Origin of the sequence: Sorangium sp. So ce394, from assembly GCF_051474665.1 — a bacterium.
GTDB classification, from domain to species: domain Bacteria; phylum Myxococcota_A; class Polyangia; order Polyangiales; family Polyangiaceae; genus Sorangium; species Sorangium cellulosum_D.
Genome location: NZ_CP150339.1, coordinates 12,806,847 through 12,827,643 on the forward strand (window position 1 = coordinate 12,806,847; position 20,797 = coordinate 12,827,643).

Below are 20,797 nucleotides of genomic sequence, written 5' to 3' on the forward strand. Positions count from 1 at the left end.
AGATCGGCCGGAGCAGGGCAGGGCCCTGGCCGCCCCGGGCAGCGGTTGTGCCACCCTGGGCCGCCGCGCGCCGGGAGCGCGCCGCCGCGCTGGCGTCACTCGGCCTCGGGGTACCAGCACGCCACGCGGTGGCCGCTCCCGGGGACGAGCTCCTCGAGCGGCGGGATCTCGACATCGCACTTGCCCTCTTCCGCCTTCCGGCAGCGCGGGTGGAACACGCAGCCCTCGGGCGGGTTGATCGCACTCCCGGGCGCGCCCGGGAGCAGGCGCCGCGCCTTGCCCCCGCGCTCGATCGAGGGCGTCGCCTCGAAGAGCGCGCGCGTGTACGGGTGGTGCCGCCGCTCGGTCACGCGCTGCGCCGGGCCGATCTCGACGATCCGGCCGAGGTACATCACGGCGACGCGGTGGCTCACGTGCTCGACCACGCGGAGGTCGTGCGAGATGAACAGGAGGCTGAGCGAGAGCTCGTCCTGGAGCTCCTCCAGCAGGTTGACGATCTGGGCCTGGACCGAGAGATCGAGCGCGCTCACGGGCTCGTCGCAGACGATGAAGTCCGGGCGCACCGCGAGCGCCCTGGCGATCGCGACCCGCTGCCGCTGCCCGCCGGAGAGCTCGTGGGGGAAGCGCTCCATCATGTCCGGCCGCAGCCCGACCCGCTGGAGCACGCCCTCGACCATCGCGGTCTCCTCGTCGCGGCTCCGCGCGAGGCGGTGGATCACGATGCCCTCGCCGACGATCTCGCGCAGCGTCATGCGCGGGTTGAGCGAGCCGTACGGGTCCTGGAAGACGATCTGCATCCGCCGGCGCATGGCCCGGAGCGCGCGGGCCGAGAGGGTCGTGAGATCCACGCCGTCGAAGAGGACGCGGCCGACCGTGGGCTCGATGAGCCGGATGGCGAGGCGCCCGAGGGTGCTCTTGCCGGAGCCCGACTCGCCGACGAGGCCGAGCGCCTCGCCGCGGTCGATGTGGAAGCTCACCCCGTCGACGGCCTGCACGAACGCCGGCTTCGCGAAGGGGCCGCGCTGGACCGGGTACAGCTTCGAGAGCCGCTCCGCCTGGACGAGCGGCCGCTCGCCCCGCGCGCTGTCGAAGCGCAGGCTCCCGGGGGGCATGCTCTCGGGGCGCGAGCTCCCGGGGGGCATGCTCTCGGGCGGCATGCTCTCGGGGCGCGCCGCGCCGGCGCCGTCGCTCGGACCGGGCGGCGGGAGGCCGCGGTCGCGCGTCACGCGGCGCCCTCGCCGCCCGCGCGCCCCGGGCCCGTGAGGAGAAAGCAGCGCGCCGCGTGGCGCCCCGCGCCGGGCGGGACCGCGTACATGTCCGGCGGCTCGACGCGGCAGCGATCGAACACGGCGTCGCAGCGGTCGCTGAAGCGGCAGCCGCGCGGCGGATCGCGCAGATCGGGCAGCCCGCCCGGGATGGTCGGCAGGCGCAGCGAGCGCTGGCCGCGCACGCGGGGCGGGCGGAACCCGCGCGCCGGGATGCTCCGGAGGAGGGCGCGCGTGTACGGGTGCGACGGCGCCGCGAGCACGTTGCGCGCGGGCCCCTGCTCCACGACGACCCCCGCGTAGAGGACGACGATCTCGTCCGCGAGCTCGCCGACCACGGCGAGGTCGTGGGCGATGAGCAGGAGGCTCATCGACGTCTCGGCCTTGATGCGCTCGAGGAGGTCCAGGATCTGCGCCTGCGTGGTCATGTCGAGCGCGGTGGTCGGCTCGTCGGCGATGAGCAGCGAGGGCCCTGGCGCGAGGGCCATCGCGATCATGACGCGCTGGCGCATCCCGCCGGACAGCTCGTGCGGGTAGCTGTTCGCGCGCACCTCGGGCTCGGGGAAGCCGACCTTGCGCAGCAGGCTCACCGCGTAGAGCCGGGCGTCGCCGCGGGACATGGGCAGGTGCAGCCGGACGGCCTCGGCGATCTGCGCGCTGACCGTGTAGACGGGGTTCAGCGAGGTCATCGGCTCCTGGAAGATCATGCCGATCTTCCCGCCGCGCACGGCGCGCATCTCGCGCTCGCCGAGCGCGATTAGGTCCTGGCCGTCGAGCTCGATCGAGCCGCCGTCGATGGCCGCGTAGGGCGCGGGCAGGAGCCGCAGGATGCTGAGCGCGGTCACCGTCTTGCCGCACCCCGACTCGCCGACGAGCGCGACGGTGCGCCCGCGCGGCACGGTGAACGACACGCCGTCGAGGGCGCGGGTGACGCGGCCGTCGGCGGTGAACGAGACGCGGAGGTCGCTCACCCGGAGCAGCGCGGGCGGCGGGGCCTCCTCGGCCACCGGTGGCGGCGCCGGGCGGAGCAGCGGGAAGGGGCGCACGCTCGTCGCCGAGCGCTGGGTGACGGCGGGCTCGTCGTCGTCGAGCAGGCCGCGGGCGAGGGGCGGGGCGCTGGGCGTGAGGGGCGGGGCGCCGGGCGTGAGGGGCGGGGCGCCGGGCGTGAGCGGCGGGGCGCTCGGCGTGAGCGGCGCGCCGGACGCGGGCGGGACGCTGGGCGTGGCGGGCCTCCCGCCGCGGTCGTGCCGGATGAGCGGCAGGGGGAGCGAGTGCCGCGCGCCGGCGTCGTCGTCCTCGTCGTCGTGCCCGGTGCTCACCGTACGTACACCTCGAGGAGAGGGCCGGCGCCCTGGGAGATGCCCATCGACGTCGCGGCCCCGACGGCGTCGCTGCCCGGCGCGAGGATGGCGATGCCGTGGTCGTCCTTGCGCCGCTTGGCCCAGTCGCGCACGAGCGAGGTGACGTCGATCCGCAGCGGCGTCGCTGGGCGGCGCCGCACGATGGCGGCGGCCTCCGGGATCGACAGGCGCGGCTGCCGGCCCCACGTCGCCGTCTCCGAGCGCCACGGCTCGAGGATGCGCGCGACCTCCAGGGTGAGCGCGCGCTCGGCGGGCGGCGCCAGCGGGGCGGGCTCCAGCAGGACGAACGCGCTCGCGATGTCGGCGTCGACGCCGAAGGTCGGCGTGAACCGGAGCAGCAGGACGACGTCGCCCGCCCCGGCGTGGCCGAGCGCGACCGCGTCGGGCACGCCGGGCGCGGCCGCGGCGCCGCCGTCCTCCGCGAGGACGGCGAGGTCCGCCGGCGGGAGCAGCACGCGGCGCGCGTCGATGGGCGAGGGGAGGTCGCTCGGCGGCCGGCAGCGCCCTGCGACGCAGTAGCGGGCCCCGCAGACGCCCGCGCCCGCGCACACGCCCGCGTCCGTCGCGGGGGCGCCGCCGCAGCCCAGGAGCGGCGGCGCCGCGACGAGCAAGGCCACGGGCGCGAGGGCGGCGAGCAGACGCACGGCGGGGGCGACCATAGCAGAGGGCGGCCCCGCTGGCAGGGCGCGGTTCGCTGGGGGCGCGGGGACATCGCGTGTCCGGGGCGCCGCGGGGAGGGCGAAGGGGAGGGGAACGAAGGGGGAGGGGAACGAAGGGGAGGCGGTGAAGAAGCGGAGGCGATGCGAGGCCGCCGGCCTCGCGATTCCTGTTGTCGGGCAGCGGCCGCTCTGCTGGGATCCCGCGTCGTGCGCGTTCGAGCCATCGCCGCCCTGAGAGCGCTCGTGATCCTGGCCACCTTGCCTGTGGCGCTCGCTGCCTGCGGGAAGAAGGCGCCGCTCGGGTCGCCGTGCCGCGCCGACGACGACTGCGCTTCCGGGCTCGCGTGCCACCGGGAGCAGTGCTTGCACGAGGGGAGCGCCCGGCGCCTCCGCGACGAGGAGCAGCGCGCCTCGGGCGGCGCCAGCGCGAGGAAGGTCGGCGATCGCGTCGAGGTCGAGTGGAAGGGGGCGTACAAGCCGGCGATCATCACCGGCGTCGTCGCCCCTGGCTCCTACCGGGTCCACTTCGAGGGCTACGACGCGCAGTGGGACGAGGTCGTGACCGAGGCCCGCATCAAGGGCGGCGCGCGCCCGGGTCCGGGGTCGAGGCGGGCGACTCCGGCGGCGAGCAGCTCGCTCGCCGAATGGCGGAACGAGGGGGCCGGGGCGCGTGCAGCTCGCCGGCAGGACCGGGGATGGCGCCGCGAGGGCTGCTGAGCGGCCGTTCGTTCAGCGGGTCTTCGCGCGCGGCGAGACGGCGGCCCTCCGCCGCGAAGCAACGCGGTGACGGGCCGGCCGGCGGCCCATTCGGCGCGCGGATCCGCGCGCCGTGCGGGAGCTCATCCACGATGGATGCCCCCGCTGCCGGCGCATCATACGGCACGACGTGAGTGCCAGAGGGGAGGTCGCATGACGAGCGCGGGACTTTACACCGAGGGCGGGTACCTGGAGAACAACAAGACTTGGCACGCGGAGGACTCCCCGTGGAAAGCCAAGCAGATCATCCGGATCCTGGAGAAGAACCACATCCAGCCGAAGGTCGTGTACGAGGTGGGGTGCGGCGCCGGAGAGGTCCTGAATCAGCTGCATCAGCAGCTGCCGGCGTCGGTGGAGTTCCACGGCTACGACATCTCTCCCCAGGCGTTCCAGCTGGCGAAGGCGAGAGAGAAAGATCGGCTGACGTTTCATCAGGAAGACCTCCTGGAGAAGGATTTCCAGTGCGACGTCCTGATGATCATCGACGTCATCGAGCACGTGGAGGACTACTACACCTTCCTGCGGAAGCTGAAGGGCAAGGCAGAGTACAAGATCCTGCACGTGCCCCTGGACCTCTCGGTCCAGGCGGTCCTGCGGATGAAGCCCATCCTCGACGTGCGCAGGAACGTGGGGCACATCCACTATTTCGTGAAGCAGACGGCGCTGGCGAGCTTGCAGGAGGCCGGCTACGAGATCGTCGACTGTTTCTACACCGCCGGATCCGTGGAGCTCTCGAGCAAGTCCTTCAAGGCGAAGCTACTGAGGTATCCGAGGCGGCTCTTGTTCGCGCTGGATCAAGACTTCACCGCCCGCGTGCTGGGCGGGTATTCGCTGCTCGTCCTCGCGCGATGATCGATGCCCGGGAGGGCCCGGCTCGACGGCAGCGCGGGCGCGCCCGCTCGGCTCAGGGCTTCCGGGCGACGGTGGCCCACATGCGCAGGTCGACGACCAGCGCGAGCTCGCCGCCGCGCTGCCGCGCCCTCGCCTCTTCCTGCCGGATCCGGTCGACCCCCGCCGCGAAGGCCTCCGGCGTCAGCAAGGCGAGCTGGCTCGTGTCGCGCGGATCGATGCCCTTCGCGAGGGCCTCCGAAGCGGGGACCTGCCGCTCGATGTGCGCGGCGAGCCTCGTCCCGTCGACGCGGAACCCGCTCTCGTCGAGCCAGCGCCGCACGGTGTCCACCGATGCGTACCGCTTCAGGTCGAGCTCCCGGGTCGAGTCGAAGTAGTCGTAAACGAACCAGCGGTCGATCCCCTGGTGCGGATCGAGGCCGATGTTGATGAGGATCCCTCCGGGGCCGAGCACCCGGTGCGCCTCGGCCATGAACCCGCGCGGCTCACCGAAGTGGTGCAGCGCGTTGATGCAGAGCACGCAATCGAACCCGGCGTCGGGAAAGGGGAGCTGCTCCGCCGAGCCGTGGACCAGCGTCGCCGACGGCAGGCGAGCGCGCGCTTGCTCGAGCATGCCGGGCGACGCGTCGAGCCCGGCCACCTCGAACCCGTTCTTGTGCAAGAGCTCCAGCCAGTGCCCCGTCCCGCACCCCACCTCGAGCGCGCGCCGCCCTCGTGAAGGCCCGAGCACGTCGAGCACCACCTGCTCGGCCCCGGCGTACCTGCCCCCCTGATAACGCCGATCGAAGACCCCCGCGATCTGTTCGTAGTCGGTGCGTGTCATGCCGTGTCTCCTCGGGCCTCGCGCCCGGCCTCGCCGTCGCCAAGCTCGCCTGTCGCAGCCGGGCCGCCGTCGCGCCGGCGCTCGGCAGTGAGCCTGCAATATACCAGATTTGGCCTCCTGTAACTTCGGCTAGCGCCGAGTCAGGCGCGCGGCAGACAGCGATCCGCGGCATGCGGCGATCAGAGGAGCATGCTATGGGAATATGATCCCTGCCCCGAGCAGACGCCGGGGCGCGCACGTACCGCCTTGCTTCAAAAGTGCGCCTCAGACCACGACGCCGCGCATCGCCGAAATGTCTCGGCGTGCGCCAGGTGCGCTCCACCGGAATGGCTGGTCACTCCATGAGCAAGACAATGCCGCCCGACACCGATCGATCGGTACCGTTCCTCCGGCGTTCCCTCGCGGCGGGCATGTCCGCCGTGGCGCTCTTCTGCCTGACGGGGGTTGCCTGTACCGGGCAGCTCGGCAACAGCGACGGCAGCCCTGGTGGCGACATCAGCGACCCCATCGATCCCATCACCGGGCAGCCGACGGCGCAAGACTGCAGCGTCGCTCGAACGAGCCCGAGCGTCCTGCGCCGCCTGTCCCGGCTCGAGTACCAGCTGACGCTCCAGGATCTGTTCCAGCTCGCCGAGCCGCCCGTCGTGGACACCATACCGGAAGATACCGGCCAGGGCGGATTCCGGACGATCGCCGCCCTCCAGAACGTCTCGGATCAGCATCTCCGCGCCTATCTGGCGACGGCGGAGTCGCTCGGGCAGGAGCTCATGGCGGACGAGGCGCGCCGGGCTTCGGTGCTCGGCTGCGAGCCGGAGGCCGCCGATTGCCTCGAGCGCTTCGTGCAGCGCTTCGGCAAGCTGGCGTATCGAAGGCCGCTGTCGGCCGAGGAGGTCAGCGACCTGGTCGGGCGAGCGACCGAGGTCGCGCAGGACAGGGCGGACGCGTTTCGCTTCGTCATCGAGGCGCTGCTCACCTCGCCCAGCTTCCTGTTCCGGATCGAGGTCGGCGCGAACGGCGCCGAGACGTCGCCCCTGTCGTCGCTGGAGCTCGCCTCGCGGCTGTCGTTCACGCTCTGGGGCCGGTCGCCGAGCGCAGCGCTGCTGTCGCGCGCGGAGGCCGGCGAGCTCGACACGCCCGATGGGCTCCTCGCGGTCGCCGAGGAGATGGTCGAGGACGAGCGGACGCCGCTCTTCTTCAACGCCTTCTTCAAGCAGTGGCTCACCTTCGAGCAGCTCCGCCCGCCGGCCAACCCGGACGCGGCGACGCCCGCCCTGCTCGCGGACATGATCACCGAGAGCGAGCTCGTCCTCGACGAGCACGCCTTCACCCCAGGCGTCGACTTCTTCGACGCGCTCACCGCGAACCACACGTACGTCACCCCGGCGCTCGCGAAGTTCTACGGCCTCGAGGCGACGGGCGACGGCGTGACGCGCGTGGAGCTCCCGGCCGGGCACCACCGGGCGAACACCGGGCTGCTCACGCACGCCAGCCTGATCAGCGCCAAGAACGACGGCGACCTCATCGCCGTGCGCGGCCAGTGGCTCCGGGCGGCCTTCCTCTGCCAGAAGATCACCATCCCCGCCGGGCTGCTCGAGGAGCTGGAGAGCGAGCTGTCCGGCCTGAGCTACCTCGAGGTCCTCGAGAAGCGCAACACCCAGGCGGGGTGCGCCGGCTGCCACGCGCTCATCGATCCTATCGGCGTCGGCTTCGCCCAGTACGACAAGGAGGGGCGGTACGACGGGAGCATCGGTATCGACGAGTTCGGGCTGGAGCCGCGCTTCCAGGGCGCAGCCAACGAGTCGTTCGACTCGCTCGCCGCCCTGGCGGCGGAGCTCCGGCGCAGCCCCGATCTCGCCGCCTGCGTCGCGGAGAAGCTGTTCACGTACACCCAGGGGCGCGAGCCCGCGGTCGAGGATCGCTGCGCCCTCGACGCCGCCGCGGAGAGCTTCGCGCAGGACGGCAACCGGTTCCGTTCCTTCCTGACCGCCATCGTGCGGTCTCCGGCGTTCCGGCTGCGGAGGGCGCCAGAGTGATGTGCTCGCAAACCGTCCGACCGATGATGGAAGAGGAGTGTCGCCAGTGAAGATCTCGAGAAGAGCTCTGCTCCGCGGCGCCGGCGTCGCGGTCGCCCTCCCGTTCCTCGACGCGATGCGGCCGCAGCGCGCCAGCGCCGCGCCGGCGGACCCGAAGCGCTTCGTGGCCTTCTTCGTCCCCAACGGCACCGATCCCGGCGCGTGGCACCCGCGCACGGCCGGTCCGCTCTCGGCCGAGGGCCTGACGCCGTGCCTCGTGGACATGAAGGGCTTCGACGCCGAGCGCGAGTGGCCGGCGGGGGATGCGATCTGGCGCGATGTCACGATGGTGTCCGGCGTCGATCACCAGGTGATCTGCTCCGACATCCACAGCCCGGCGATGGCGCTCTGCGCCCACACCGACGGCGGCGGGCAGGCGGTCCCGAAGAAGGCGACGCTCGACCAGTACCTGGCCGATCACATCGCGGCCGAGACCCCGTACCGCAGCCTCAACCTGTCTCCGACGGGCGACACGGCGGTCACGCAGGGCTTCATCTCGTTCCGGGACGGCGGTCAGGTCGAGGACGCGTTCCGCGAGCCGGCCACCCTGTTCGACACGCTCTTCAGCAACCTGGGCAGCCCGAACGAGGAGATGGACAACATCCGGCGGCGCCGCGCCAGCGTCCTCGACTGGGTGAGGGAGGACGCGAGGCGGCTGAACCAGCGCCTCGGCGCGGCGGACCGGGCGCGCGTGGAGCAGCACCTCGAGTCGGTGTTCGAGCTGGAGAGGCAGATCCAGTCCACGACCCAGTCGAGCTGCACCGTCCCCGGCAAGCCCGCGCGGGGCCTCGACCTGCACGGCAAGTTCAAGCAGATGATCGATCTCGGGCTGCTCGCGCTCACCTGCGATCTGACGCGGGTGCTCGTCTTGCAGTACTCGAACAGCTGGGGTCTCGACTTCTCCGGCTACGACCTGCCCGACGGCGTGGGGACCTGGAGCGACCACTTCATCTCGCACAAGCTCGGCGACCGCGATCGCGCGACCGACCTCGACAGCCTGCCGCAGGCGGAGGCGATGCGCATCGCCAACGCCCGCGTCGTGCAGACCTCGCGGTTCAAGGTGCGCCGCTTCGCGTACCTGCTCAACGCCATGAAGGCCGCGACCACCGCGACGGGCAACCTGCTCGACGAGTCGCTCGTGCTCTACACGTCCGAGAACGGCGACGGCGACTCCCACGGTCGGAAGAACATGCCCATCATGCTCGCCGGGCACGTGGGCGGCTTCGAGACGGGCCGCGCCGTGCACGCGAACAACGCGCCCACCGGCGCGCTCCATTGCTCGATCATCAACTACTTCGGCGTCGAGCTGTCGAAGTACGGCGACCCTGCGGGCGGGCCGATCGCCGGCCTGTAAACCTCCCGGCGTCGCGGGCGACGGCGGAGCTGGCTCGGCGCGTCGAGGTCGGCCGCCGCGCGGACGGCCTCGACCGCCTGGGCGCCGAAGCGCTCCGTTGAGCAGCTCGTCCGCTGCCGGCGGGCAGGGGACGTGCATTCGGTCCGGGCAGCGTGAATCCGTGCGGGCAAGAGCGGTACAGCGCACCGCGCGGGAGCGGCAGCGCGCGGCGTGACCAGGCGGCGCGCGTCTGCTGAGAGCGAGCGCCGTGGGCGCCAGAGGAGGGGGGAAGCATGGAGCTGCTGGGGCGGTATTGGTGGGTGATCGCCGTGAGGGGCGTCGTCGGGATCCTCATCGGGATCCTGTTCTTCCTGTGGCCGCTCCCGTCGCTGGCCACGCTCGTCCTGCTGTTCGGCGTGTGGGCGCTGCTCGACGGCTGCGCCGCGCTCGCGTCCGCGATCGGCGGCCGGGGCGGGGGGATCACCGTGGTCGAGGGCCTCTTCGACATCGGTATCGCCCTGCTGACGTTCTGGCGGCCCATCATCACCGCGCTCTCGCTCTACGGCCTGATCGCGGCGTGGGCCATCGTGACCGGCATCTTCCGGATCATCGGCGCGGTGCGGCTCCGGCACGTGATCGCCAACGAGCTTTGGCTCGGGCTGAGCGGCGTCACCTCGGTGATCTTCGGCGTCCTCATGGTGGCGCTGCCGGCGGCGGGCGTGCTGGCGATCAGCTGGCTCATCGGGTCGTTCGCGATCGCGGTGGGGGCCATGCTCCTGGCGCTCTCGCTGCACCTGCGCCGTGCGGCGGGCCCGGCCGCGCCGGTGCGTGCCAACTGACGCGCCCTGCCCGACCGCGGCGCGTCCGTGGACGCGCCACGGGGAGGCCGGAGCCGGCGACCTGGAGCGGCGGCCTGCCCGTCAGTCGATCTGCAGGTGGTAGTGCGCGGGCGTCGTCTCTTCGATGACCAGGACGCCCCCGACCTCGGAGGCGCTCTCGAGGAACGCGCGCTTCTCCTTCGGCGACATGGTCCTGTTGCGCACGTCCACGGCGCCTCGGCGCAGGTGCGCGGAGACGTAGACCCCCCGGTCAATCTGGTCCTGGATGACGGCCTCCATGGCGGCGACCGCCTGCTCCGGCGCCTTGCCCGAGCTCGCCCGGTACGCCTTCGTGATCTCCTGGACCGCCGCCTTGTTCCGGTAGAGCTTGAGGAGATCCTCGCCGAGCCTGAGCTTCGTGAACATGGCCCTGGCCTGTCGGTTCGCGTCGCGTGTCCCGCTCGTGATCACGAGGTGCTCGCGCGTGCGGCGCGCGTAGCCCCGGTCGATCCGCTCGAGCTTGGCGGCGATCGGCGCGGGGAGCGTCACGCCCGGCAGCACCTCGTACGGCGGCGGGGTCCACGGCTCCGTGGGCACCGCCTTCCCGAGCGCCGTCAGGGGCGGCAGCTGCGCGCGCCGCTCCTCCTCCTCCGACGGCAGCTCGTCGCACTCGGGCTGGCTCGCCGCCGCGGCGGCGCGCGGCGCCCCCGGGGGCCGCGCCGCCGCGCTCGCCGCGCCGGCCGCGCTCGCCGCGCCCTGGGCCCGCGGCGCCGCGCTCGGCGGCGCCGCGGGCGCGCTCGTCTTTGGCCAATCGAGGCCCGGCAGGTCGATGCCCGGCAGCTCGACGGACTCGAGCTTCTCCGTGCATCCGGCCGCGCAGAGCAGCGCGGCGGCGAGGGCGCACAGGCGGTGCGGCGGCTCCTTGGAGCGTTCCTTTGCGGCGGCTCGGCGTGTCGGAGGCATCGGCAAAGCCGCGCCAGCGTGCCATGGCGCGCGGCGCCGGCGAAAAAAACGGCGGCGCGCGGCCGAGCGCCGCCGAGCGCCGGCCGGGCGACGCGTCGCCGGCGATCTCGACGCGCGCGGCCCCACATCGGCTACAGAACCCCTCATGCCCCATGTTCCCTTGACCGGCCGTGTCGCCCTCGTGACCGGCGGCGGCACCCGCCTCGGCGCCGCGACCGCCCGCGCCCTCGCCGCCGCGGGCGCCGACGTGGCCGTCCACTACGCCACGAGCGGCGCCGGCGCGGACGCCGTCGTCGACGAGGCGCGCTCGCTCGGCCGGCGCGCCGTCGCGCTCCAGGCCGACCTCCACGATCGCGCGGCGGTCGCCGCGCTCGCCCGAGCGGCGCTCGACTGGTCGTCTGGCCGGCTCGACCTCCTGGTCCACAACGCGGCGAACTTCGAGCGGGTCCCGCCGGCCGAGCTCTCCGCCGACGCCTGGGATCGCGCGCTGGCGCTCAACGCCACCGCGCCGTACCTGCTCACGCTAGAGCTCGCCTCCGCGCTCCGCGAAAGCCGCGGCAGCGTCGTCGCGATCGTCTGCGTGAGCGCCGAGCGCCCGTGGAAGAACTACATCCCCTATTCGGTCTCGAAGGCCGCGCTCGCCCACCTCGTCCGCGGCCTCGCGGTGGGGCTCTCGCCGGACGTGCGCGTCAACGGCATCGCGCCTGGGACGGTCCTTCCGCCGTCCTCGTATGACGAGGCCACGCTCGCTCGCCTCCGCGAGCGCATCCCGCTCCGGCGGCTCGGCGAGGCCGAGGACATCGCGCGCGCCGTGGTGTTCCTTGCGGAAAACGACTTCATCACCGGCCAGATCCTCGCGATCGACGGCGGCGCTTCGGTCGCGTGACGCGCTGCCTCCCCTGCGGGGCGATCCGCGCGCGGGGTCGGGCGAGCGCTTTGGCTTGAACGACCCTGCCCGATCGACCCATAGTTTGAGCCCCATGAGCACCACGCCCGAGACCAGCGCCGCCCCCGTCCAGGCGGATCCTGCCCACAGCGCGCCCACCGGCAGCGGCCCCGCCGAGGCGCCCGCCGCTGCGGCCGCCGGCGCCGAGGCCAAGCCGGCGAGCCACGACTCGACGCTGCCGGAGGCCCTGATCGCGTTCATGCTGGATCGCTGGGCGCCGGCGTCCCGCGAGCTCCCCGAGCCGATCGCGCACGCGGACGTGTTCGCCGCCCGCCGCCGCGCCCTGTCGAAGCTGTTCCCGGCGGAGACGCTCATCATCCCCACGGGGCACGAGAAGGTGCGCTCCAACGACACGCACTTCCGCTTTCGCCCCGGCTCGGACTTCTTTTACCTGACGGGCAACCTCGAGCCGGACTGCGTGCTCGTCCTGCAGCCGCAGGAGGGCGGCGGGCACCGGGACATCCTCTTCGTCGAGCCGAACCCCGGGCGCAGCGACAAGACGTTCTTCACCGATCGCGCGAAGGGGGAGCTCTGGGTCGGCCCCCGGCTCGGCGTCGAGCAGAGCCGCGCGCGCTTCGGCGTCGACGAGTGCCGCGGGCTCCCCGAGCTGGACGCGTACCTGAGCGGCCTCGTCGGCACGGTGACGCGCCCGCACCGCGTGCTCCGCGGCATGTCCGATCGCGTCGACAAGCTCCTCGCCAAGCACGATCGCGACAAGCAGCTCGGCGAGGCGCTCTCGGAGATGCGCCTCCTCAAGGACGCGCTCGAGATCGAGGAGCTCGAGGCGGTGGTCGCGTCGACGAAGCGGGGCTTCGAGGACGTCATCCGCGCGCTCCCCAAGGGCCGGAGCGAGCGAGAGCTCGAGGGCGTCTTCAACCTGCGCGCCCGGGTGGAGGGCAACGACGTCGGTTACGGGACCATCGCCGCGGCGGGCCACCACGCCTGCATCCTGCACTGGACGAGGAACGACGGCGCGCTCGAGCCGGGCAAGCTCGTGCTGCTCGACGCCGGCGTCGAGGGCAACGCGCTCTACACCGCCGACATCACCAGGACGCTGCCGATCAACGGGAAGTTCTCCAAGGAGCAGCGCGAGATCTACGAGCTCGTGCTGGAGGCGCAGGAGGCGGCGATCCACGAGGTGAAGCCGGGCAACGATTTCATGGAGCCGAACCGGGCGGCGATGCGGGTGCTCGCGCGGGGGCTCGCGCGGCTCGGCATCCTGAGCGTCTCGGCCGAGGAGGCGCTCAAGGAAGACAAGCAGTTCTACCGCCGATACTCGCTCCACAACGTGAGCCACATGCTGGGCCTCGACGTGCACGATTGCGCGCAGGCGCGGCAGCAGGTCTACAAGTACGGCAAGCTCAAGCCGGGGATGGTGCTCACGGTGGAGCCCGGCCTGTACTTCCAGCTCGACGACGAGACCGTGCCGGCGCGCTACCGCGGCATCGGCGTGCGCATCGAGGACGACGTCCTCGTCACGGAGACGGGGAGTCGGAACCTGTCGATCGATATCCCGCGGGCCGTGAGCGACGTGGAAGCGTGGATGGCCGGACTCTGGGCGGCGCCGAAGTGACGTGAGCGGCGGGTCGCCCTGAGCGGCGCGGACCGGGCGGCATTCCACGCGCGGGGGAGCCGCCGGCGGAGGGGGGAGGGGCGCGGGCGGGCGGCGGGGGTCCCCCCACAAACTCGCGCCTTGTGGGGGGCTATTGCCACTCGGACGGGTGAGGGAGGACTGGGGGCGACTCGCTTCGATGCGGGCCGGCGCTCGGGTTTGTGGGGCCCACCCCCGCCGCCCGCCCGCGCCCCTCCCCCCTCCGCCGGCGGCTCTTTCCAGGGGAGCAGCGGGGGCGGGAGAGGGGGAGATTGCCGAGCTCGTCAGGGGGGAATGTGGGGGCGGTTCCAGGATGTCCGTGGTCGCGGGGGCACCGCTGCGCTGCTGATGCCGCGGTCATGGGCGCAGCGGGCGCGCGGGCGCGGCACGGTGATGCGTCGCGCGCAGTACGTCGACGCCAGAGCGATGGCTGCTCGGGGACGGCGGCGCTACCCTGCCGATGAGGAGACCCCTATGCACAAGTCTCGCCTTCAGCGTGGGTCAGGGACCGCAACTCACCCAACCGGACGCGCGGTCGCGACGTCGTTGCTCGCGGCAGCGGCGCTGGTCGCGGTGTCCGGCGCGGCCAGGGCCGACGGAACGGACAACCGCGGCGCCGGGGTCGCGCTCGCGGCGCGCTCCCCCGGGATGCTCGAGCCTCGCCTCCCCGGATACGTCAGCCCCGCGCTGCCCGGCGACGTCCATCGCTCCAGCGGCCTCGATGTCCTGAACGAGCCGGTCGCGACCGCGGGCGAGCCGCTGCACGGGCTGGCCTCCGAGCTCGACGAGACCAGCTACGACATCCCCGGGCAGATCGTCGTCGACGCGCGCGACGACCTCGACGAAAGCTCGCTCGCGGCGCTCGTGCGCGACTTCTCGCTGACCGCCATCCCGACCGCGCTCGCCTCCGAGACCCGGATCCAGATCGCCACCGTGGAGGGCTCGGTCAACGAGACGCTCCAGCGGCTCGCGCAGGACCCGCGCGTGGAGGCCGCCGAGCCGCTCGCGTGGGTGCGCGCCTCGTTCGCCGCGAACGACCCGCTGCTGAAGGACCAGTGGCACATGGCGCGCGTGGGCGCCGAGCGCGCATGGGACTTCGCCACCGGCCGCGGGGTCACCGTCGCCGTGGTCGACACCGGCATCGCCTGCGAGGACCACGGGCCCTTCACCAAGGGGACCGACCTCGCGTCGACCGAGTGCGTCGAGGGATGGAACTTCGTCACCAAGACGAGCCACGCGAACGACGACCAGGGCCACGGCACGCACGTGGCGGGCACGATCGCGCAGTCGACCAACAACGGCATCGGCGCCGTGGGGCTCGCGTTCCACGCGCGGCTCATGCCGGTCAAGGTGCTGAACGAGAGCGGATGGGGCACGACCGCCGACGTGGCCGACGGCATCCGCTGGGCGGCCGAGCACGGCGCCCACGTCATCAACCTGAGCCTCGGCGGGCCCCGCAACTCCAAGGTCCTCCAGAGCGCGATCGACTACGCGATCTCGCGCGGCGCGGTGGTCGTCGCGGCGGCCGGCAACACCGGCGGGCGCGTGCAATTCCCCGGCGCCTCGGACGGCGTCATCGGCGTGAGCGCCACCGACGCGAACGACAAGGTCGCGCGGTTCTCCTCGCGCGGCCAGGGCGTCGACGTCGCGGCGCCCGGGGTGAACGTCACCCAGCAGACCATCTGCAACCGCGGGCGCGACAAGTGCGAGGGCTACCCCGTGTACAGCGGCACCTCGATGGCCGCGCCCCACGTGGCCGGCGCGGCGGCGCTGCTCGTGAGCCTCGGCGTGTCGGACCCGCGCGCGGTCGAGGACGCGCTCCGCGCGGGCGCGCGCGTGGTCGACGACTCCGACGGCGGCAAGCTCCTCTACGGGGCCGGCATCCTCGACGCCGCGAGCTCGGTCGTGCGCGTCACGCAGAGCCACATCGCCGTGCGGCTGCTCGCGCTGCTCGTGCTCGCGACGTGGGTTGGCCGCCGCGCCCGCAAGAAGGAGGCGAACGCCACGAGCCCCTGGCAGGCGAGCTTCCTCCTCCCGGCGCTCGCGGCGGGGCCGGGGCTGTTCTTCTTCGCCCCGTGGCTCCTGCCGCGCGTGGACCTCGCCGTCGACGTGCTGGCCCGGCCGATCGCCGACCTCGACCTGCTGATCGGCGCCTCGGTCCACCGCTGGCTGCCGCTCGCCAACGCGCTCATCCCGCTCGGCCTCACCTCGCTCTTCTTCGGCGTGAAGAAGCTCCGGCCGGCGATCGCGGGCCTCTCCGTCGGCACGGCGGCCTACCTCACCTCGGTCGTCGCGCTCGGCGAGGTCGCCGGCCCCCTCGGCCGGATGGCCCTCATCGTCTGGTGCGCGGTCAACGCCGCCGCCTGCCTCTGGATCGCGCGGACGAACCTCTCCACGCGCTGAGGCGGCGCGCCGCGCTGAGCCGGCGCGCCCCGCTCGCCCACGGCCGCGCGCAGGAGCCGGTCGTTATGACCTCCCCGTCAAAACGAGCTAGGATGCCGGCCATGCGGTCCGGCACCTTGCTCCTACCTTTCGCGCTGCTCATCGGGGCGTGCGGCGGCTCTTCCAGCGAGACGCCGTGGCCCGCGGAGCCGGAGCGCCCCGCGCTCGGCCCCGCCGACGAGGCGGCGCCGGAGCCGATCGACGCGAACGCGATCCCCGAAGGCGCGGCCGAGGGCTCGGCCGGTCAGGCCGACGCCGGCCGCTGAATCGACGGCGGAGGACGGCATGGCGGACAGCCGGATGGCGGGCGCGCAGCGAAGGGCCTGGCTCTCCGCGGCCCTGCTGTCCGTGGCGCTGCTGGTCGCGCCGCTCCTCTTCTGGCTGCTCGTGCCGCGCCCCGCGCCCGTGATGCCAGCGCGGCGCGAGCCCGCCTCGGCGCTGCTCCCGCCGCCGCAGCCGGAGCGCGCGGCGCCGCGCGAGGTCGAGGTCGAGGCGCCGCCGGCTCCGCCACCGCCGCGCGAGACGACGGTCGCGCGCGCTGAGCCGGTCCGCGGCGTCGTCCTCGATCCGGAGGGCCGCCCGAGCGCCGGGGCCGTGGTCCGCTGCCGCGACGAGCCGGGCATGACCGCGAGCGCCGACACGGAGGGCCGCTTCGAGCTGCCGCCCGAGGCCGACGGGTGCACCGCGACCGCGGCGCAGCCCCCGCTCGGGGACGCCGAGCCCACGCGCCTCGCCGCGGGCCGCGACAACGTCCTCCACCTGGTCGCGGCAGGCGCGATCGCGGGCGAGGTCGTGGATCAGTCGGGCAGGCCCGTCGAGGCATACCTCCTGGCGATCGAGTCGTTCGTGCCGGCTGGGGACGCGGTGCGCGGGAGCGTCGACGGCCGCGCGCGCCAGGTGACCGATCCGGGCGGCGCGTTTCGATGGAACGCGCTCGCGCCGGGCCGCTACGTGCTGACGGTGAGCGCGGCCGGCCGCCCGCCGACGCGGAGCTCGGGGGTCGACGTCGAGGCGGGCCGCACCACCGAGGGCGTGAGGATCGTGCTGTCGCAGGGGGCGACGCTGAAGGGCAGGGTCATCGACGCCGCCTCGCGGGCGCCGGTCGTCGAGGCCCAGGTCGAGCTCGACTCCGTGACCTCGTCCGGCGCCAACGCGATCTCGCTCGTGCTCACCGACGCGAACGGCGAATACGCGCTCGAGGGGGTGCCGGCGCGCGGCCCGTTCTCGGTGCGCGTGCGCCACGAGGACTACATGTCCAAGATCGTCTCCGGCCTCGACGCGCGCGGCGCGGGCTCGGCGCGCGCCGACATCGAGCTCCGCATGCTGGACGACGGCGGATCGCGCGAGGAGCTCACGGGCATCGGCGCGATGCTGTCGGTCTCGTCGAGCGGCGTCACGATCGCGGGCCTCATCGAGGGCGGGCCCGCCGCGTCCGCCGGGCTCCAGCAAGGCGACGTCATCGTCCGCATCGACGGCGAGAACGCGAAGGAGCTCCCGCTCGCCGACTGCATCCAGCGCCTCCGCGGCCCGGTGGGGACGCGCGTCTCTGTCGGCGTCGAGCGGGACGGGCAGGTCATCGACGTGACAATGCGGCGCGACATCGTGGTTCGGTGAACGTCGGGGCCCCGAGGTGCTAAGGGTCGGTCCATGTCCACGCGCCCTACCGCGCTTCCCCCGGCCGGAGCTCCGGACGTCCTCTACCTGATCGACCTCTCGGGCTACGTCTTCCGCGCCTACCACGCGATCAGCCCGCTCTCGAGCCCGAGCGGCGAGCCGACGCACGCGACGTACGGCACCGTCGCGATGCTCGCGAAGCTCGTGGACGAGCGGAAGCCCGCGTACCTCGGCGTGGCGATGGACTCTCCGGGCAAGACGTTCCGCGACGATCTCGACCCGCGCTACAAGGCCCACCGGCCGCCGCCGCCGCCCGACCTCGGGGTGCAGATGAGCCGGTGCCGGGAGATCGTCGAGGCGTACCGCATCCCGATCTTCATCCAGGAGGGGCTCGAGGCGGACGACCTCGTGGCCGTCGCCGTCGAGCGGGCCAAGGAGCGGGGGCTGCGCGTGGTCATCGCGTCGAGCGACAAGGATCTCATGCAGCTCGTCGACGGCGACCGGGTGATGCTCTGGGACGCGATGCGCGACAAGGTCTACGGGCACCCCGAGGTCGTCGCGAAGTTCGGCGTGCCTCCGGAGCAGGTGCGCGACCTGCTCGCCCTCGTCGGCGACAGCTCGGACAACGTCCCCGGCGTCCCCGGCGTGGGCCTGAAGACGGCCGCCGAGCTGCTCGCGCAGTTCGGCTCGCTCTCGGCGATCTACGCCCGCCTCGACGAGGTGAAGAAGCCTCGCATCCGCGAGTCGCTCAAGCAGCACGAGGCCGACGCGCTCCTGTCGCAGAAGCTCGTGACGCTCGACGGCAGCGCCCCGGTCTCGCTCGACCTGGAGACGCTGCGCTACGGCGGCGCGGACACCGGGAGGCTCCGGGAGCTCTTCACCGAGCTCGGGTTCTCGCGCTTCCTGAAGGCCGTCCGCGCGCCCGAGCCCACGGCGCGCGCGTCGACCTACCGGGTCGTCGCGACGCGCGAGGAGCTCGAGGCGTTCGCCAAGTCGGCGCGCGCGGCCGGGCGCCTCGCCATCGACGTGCACGCGACGAGCCGCGAGCCGATGAGCGCCCACGTCTGCGGCGTCGCGCTCGCCTGCGAGCCGGGGCAAGCCGTCTACGTCCCCCTGGGCCACCGCTACCTCGGCGCGCCGGCCCAGCTCTCGATGGGCGACGTCGACGCGGTGCTCGGCCCGCTGCTCGCCGACCCCGAGCTTCCGAAAGTCGGCCACGACGTGAAGTTCTGCGAGGTGGTCCTCCTGCGGCACCGCATCGGGCTCGTCGGCGTCGCGTTCGACACGATGCTGGCGAGCTACCTGCTCGATCCCGAGGGGAAGAACCAGCTCCACGAGCTCGCCGAGCGCGAGCTCGGCGCCAAGGTGCAGACCCTCGACGAGGTGGCCCCGAAGCGCCGCGGACAGGCGCAGCGCGGCCTCGACGAGATCGAGCTCGGCGAGGCCACGACCTACGGGGCGGCGTTCGCCGACGTCGCGCTCTCGCTCACCGACCGGCTGCGCCCGCGGCTCCGCGCCGAGCGGCTCGAGGACCTGCTCGTGCAGATCGAGCTGCCCCTCTCCGCGGTGCTCGCGGAGATGGAGCTCACGGGCGTCCTCGTCGACCCGCACGCGCTCGCGCAGCTCGGCGCGCAGATGACGACCGAGCTCGCGGCGCTGGAGCAGAAGGCGCGCGAGATGGTGGGGCACGACATCAACCTGGCGTCGCCGAAGCAGCTCGAGACCGTCCTGTTCGACGAGCTCAAGCTGCGCTCCCAGCGCAAGACGAAGACCGGCCGCTCGACGGACGCCGACGTGCTGGAGACGCTGGCGGAGGACCACCCGTTCCCCGGCGTGGTGCTCGAGCACCGCGTCATCGCCAAGCTCAAGGGCACGTACGTGGACGCGCTGCCGCGCCTCGTGCACCCGACCACGGGCCGGATCCACACGCGCTGGAGCCAGGCCGTGGCCGCGACGGGGCGGCTCTCGTCGCAGGATCCGAACCTGCAGAACATCCCGATCCGCACGGAGCTCGGCCGGATGATCCGGCGCGCGTTCGTCGCGCCGCCCGGGAGCGTGATCGTGAGCGCCGACTACTCCCAGATCGAGCTGCGCGTCCTCGCGCACCTGTCGAAGGATCCGGTGCTCGTCGACGCGTTCCGCACCGGGCAGGACGTGCACGTGCGCACGGCCATGGAGATCTTCGGCGTGGACGAGGCGGGGGTCACCGACGAGATGCGGCGCCGGAGCAAGACGATCAACTTCGGCGTGATCTACGGGATGGGCGAGGCGGCGCTCGCGAAGCGCCTCGACATCTCGCGCGCGGAGGCGGCGCGCTTCATCGACGCCTACTTCGCGCGCTACCGCGGCGTGCACGAGTTCATGGAGCGGACGATGGCCGAGGCGAAGCGCTCCGAGTCGGTGCGCACGCTGCTCGGCCGGCGCAGGCTGCTCCCGGACCTGCGCAGCAGCGACCGGATGCGCCGCGCACAGGCGGAGCGCATCGCCCAGAACACCCCCATCCAGGGGACGGCGGCGGATCTCTTGAAGCTCGCGATGGTGCGCATCCCGCGCCCCGTGGTCCCCGGCGCGCGCATGGTGCTCACGGTGCACGACGAGCTCGCGTTCGAGGTGCCGATCGAGGCGGTGGACGAGGCGAAGGCGAAGGTGCGGGAGGCCATGGAGTCGGTCTTCCCGCTCGACGTGCCGCTCCTCGTCGACATCGGCCACGGCCCCACCTGGGCCGACGCTCATTGAGGGGCGGACACCCGCTTCGGATACGGGCCCATCTCGACGTTTTCGGTGCTCGGCGTACCGGAGTACGCCTCCGCGCCGAAAACGCCGAGCTGGACCCGTCTCCTGTGCGGGTGCCCGCCGCTGGCGTCGTAGGTGGAGAGAGGGGCGGAGCCACGCTCGCCGCGGCCGCGACGGCAGCGGCGGAACGGCAACGGGCCTACGGTGGTGCGGGGGGACAAAACGACGACGCCCGCTTCACCTTGCGGTGAGCGGGGCGTACGTACGGAGGGGTTGTTGCTCAGCCCGCGGCGGTCTTGGCGGCGACGCTCGCCTTGTGCAGGGCGAGGGCCAGGCGGCTCTTCACGCGCGACGCGCGCTTGGCGGGGATCGTCCCCTTCGAGGCGGCGCGATCGAGCGCGCTCACCGCGGCGGTGACCAGCGCGGTGGACTCTTGCGGGACGCCCTTCAGCCCGGTGCGCGCCTTCTTGACGACCGTGCGGAGCTCCGACTTGGTGGCGCGGTTGCGCGCGGTCCTGGTGATGCGCTGGCGGTTGCGCTTGTCGGCGGATGCGTGATTGGCCATGAGAAAA

General features: G+C 73.1%; 17 protein-coding genes. 11 read left to right on the forward strand and 6 right to left on the reverse strand.

What is annotated here, in order from left to right; translation table 11 throughout:
• Positions 1-95: 95 nt before the first annotated feature.
• Genes WMF33_RS47305 through WMF33_RS47315 form a run of 3 tightly spaced genes read right to left on the reverse strand, consistent with a single transcriptional unit; the run spans position 96 to position 3,270 of the window.
• Positions 96-1,226 carry an ABC transporter ATP-binding protein gene (locus WMF33_RS47305; protein WP_437334718.1) on the reverse strand — a complete coding sequence of 377 codons (1,131 nt, stop codon included), beginning with the start codon at positions 1,224-1,226 and terminating at the stop codon, positions 96-98.
• The gene (locus WMF33_RS47310; protein WP_437334719.1) at positions 1,223-2,584 is read right to left on the reverse strand and encodes an oligopeptide/dipeptide ABC transporter ATP-binding protein; all 1,362 of its coding nucleotides are present in this window, start codon (positions 2,582-2,584) and stop codon (positions 1,223-1,225) included. Before WMF33_RS47310 ends, WMF33_RS47305 begins: the two co-directional genes overlap by 4 nt.
• Positions 2,581-3,270, reverse strand: coding sequence for a DNRLRE domain-containing protein (locus WMF33_RS47315; protein WP_437334720.1), 690 nt, complete (start codon positions 3,268-3,270; stop codon positions 2,581-2,583). The genes WMF33_RS47310 and WMF33_RS47315 overlap by 4 nt, the downstream gene beginning before the upstream one ends.
• A 222-nt stretch (positions 3,271-3,492) precedes the next feature.
• On the opposite strand from WMF33_RS47315, the gene WMF33_RS47320 reads away from it, so the two are divergent.
• Entirely contained in the window at positions 3,493-4,002 is a 510-nt protein-coding gene (locus WMF33_RS47320; RefSeq protein WP_437334721.1) for a hypothetical protein, read from the forward strand.
• Positions 4,003-4,194: 192 nt separating this feature from the next.
• The gene (locus WMF33_RS47325; RefSeq protein ID WP_437334722.1) at positions 4,195-4,893 is read left to right on the forward strand and encodes a class I SAM-dependent methyltransferase; all 699 of its coding nucleotides are present in this window, start codon (positions 4,195-4,197) and stop codon (positions 4,891-4,893) included.
• Between the two features lie 52 nt (positions 4,894-4,945).
• On the opposite strand, the gene WMF33_RS47330 is transcribed toward WMF33_RS47325, so the two are convergent.
• Complete coding sequence (locus WMF33_RS47330; RefSeq protein ID WP_437334723.1) at positions 4,946-5,713, reverse strand: class I SAM-dependent methyltransferase; 768 nt, start codon at positions 5,711-5,713, stop codon at positions 4,946-4,948.
• 341 nt (positions 5,714-6,054) lie between these two features.
• On the opposite strand from WMF33_RS47330, the gene WMF33_RS47335 reads away from it, so the two are divergent.
• From WMF33_RS47335 to WMF33_RS47345, 3 genes are all read left to right on the forward strand, one after another.
• The gene (locus WMF33_RS47335) at positions 6,055-7,746 is read left to right on the forward strand and encodes a DUF1592 domain-containing protein (RefSeq protein ID WP_437334724.1); all 1,692 of its coding nucleotides are present in this window, start codon (positions 6,055-6,057) and stop codon (positions 7,744-7,746) included.
• 46 nt (positions 7,747-7,792) lie between these two features.
• Positions 7,793-9,139 (forward strand): DUF1552 domain-containing protein, encoded by a 1,347-nt coding sequence (locus WMF33_RS47340; protein WP_437334725.1) that lies wholly within the window; start codon positions 7,793-7,795, stop codon positions 9,137-9,139.
• A gap of 272 nt (positions 9,140-9,411) precedes the next feature.
• On the forward strand, positions 9,412-9,957 hold the full coding sequence (locus WMF33_RS47345; protein ID WP_437334726.1) for an HdeD family acid-resistance protein: 546 nt from the start codon (positions 9,412-9,414) through the stop codon (positions 9,955-9,957).
• A gap of 81 nt (positions 9,958-10,038) precedes the next feature.
• On the opposite strand, the gene WMF33_RS47350 is transcribed toward WMF33_RS47345, so the two are convergent.
• Positions 10,039-10,899 (reverse strand): hypothetical protein, encoded by an 861-nt coding sequence (locus tag WMF33_RS47350; RefSeq protein ID WP_437334727.1) that lies wholly within the window; start codon positions 10,897-10,899, stop codon positions 10,039-10,041.
• 145 nt (positions 10,900-11,044) lie between these two features.
• Here WMF33_RS47350 and WMF33_RS47355 point away from each other — a divergent pair, with 145 nt between their 5' ends.
• From WMF33_RS47355 to polA, 6 genes are all read left to right on the forward strand, one after another.
• On the forward strand, positions 11,045-11,785 hold the full coding sequence (locus WMF33_RS47355; protein WP_437334728.1) for an SDR family oxidoreductase: 741 nt from the start codon (positions 11,045-11,047) through the stop codon (positions 11,783-11,785).
• A 94-nt stretch (positions 11,786-11,879) separates the two neighbouring features.
• Positions 11,880-13,418, forward strand: coding sequence for an aminopeptidase P family protein (locus WMF33_RS47360; RefSeq protein ID WP_437334729.1), 1,539 nt, complete (start codon positions 11,880-11,882; stop codon positions 13,416-13,418).
• Positions 13,419-13,982: 564 nt separating this feature from the next.
• Positions 13,983-15,839 carry a S8 family peptidase gene (locus tag WMF33_RS47365; RefSeq protein WP_437334730.1) on the forward strand — a complete coding sequence of 619 codons (1,857 nt, stop codon included), beginning with the start codon at positions 13,983-13,985 and terminating at the stop codon, positions 15,837-15,839.
• Positions 15,840-15,940: 101 nt separating this feature from the next.
• Positions 15,941-16,144: a hypothetical protein gene (locus WMF33_RS47370; protein ID WP_437334731.1), complete on the forward strand. Its 204-nt coding sequence runs from the start codon at positions 15,941-15,943 to the stop codon at positions 16,142-16,144.
• Positions 16,145-16,163: 19 nt separating this feature from the next.
• On the forward strand, positions 16,164-17,492 hold the full coding sequence (locus WMF33_RS47375) for a carboxypeptidase regulatory-like domain-containing protein (protein WP_437334732.1): 1,329 nt from the start codon (positions 16,164-16,166) through the stop codon (positions 17,490-17,492).
• A gap of 33 nt (positions 17,493-17,525) precedes the next feature.
• Positions 17,526-20,228, forward strand: a complete 2,703-nt coding sequence (gene polA / locus WMF33_RS47380; RefSeq protein ID WP_437334733.1) for a DNA polymerase I — start codon at positions 17,526-17,528, stop codon at positions 20,226-20,228.
• Between the two features lie 277 nt (positions 20,229-20,505).
• On the opposite strand, the gene rpsT is transcribed toward polA, so the two are convergent.
• Complete coding sequence (rpsT, locus tag WMF33_RS47385; protein ID WP_437334734.1) at positions 20,506-20,790, reverse strand: 30S ribosomal protein S20; 285 nt, start codon at positions 20,788-20,790, stop codon at positions 20,506-20,508.
• Positions 20,791-20,797 lie beyond the last annotated feature (7 nt).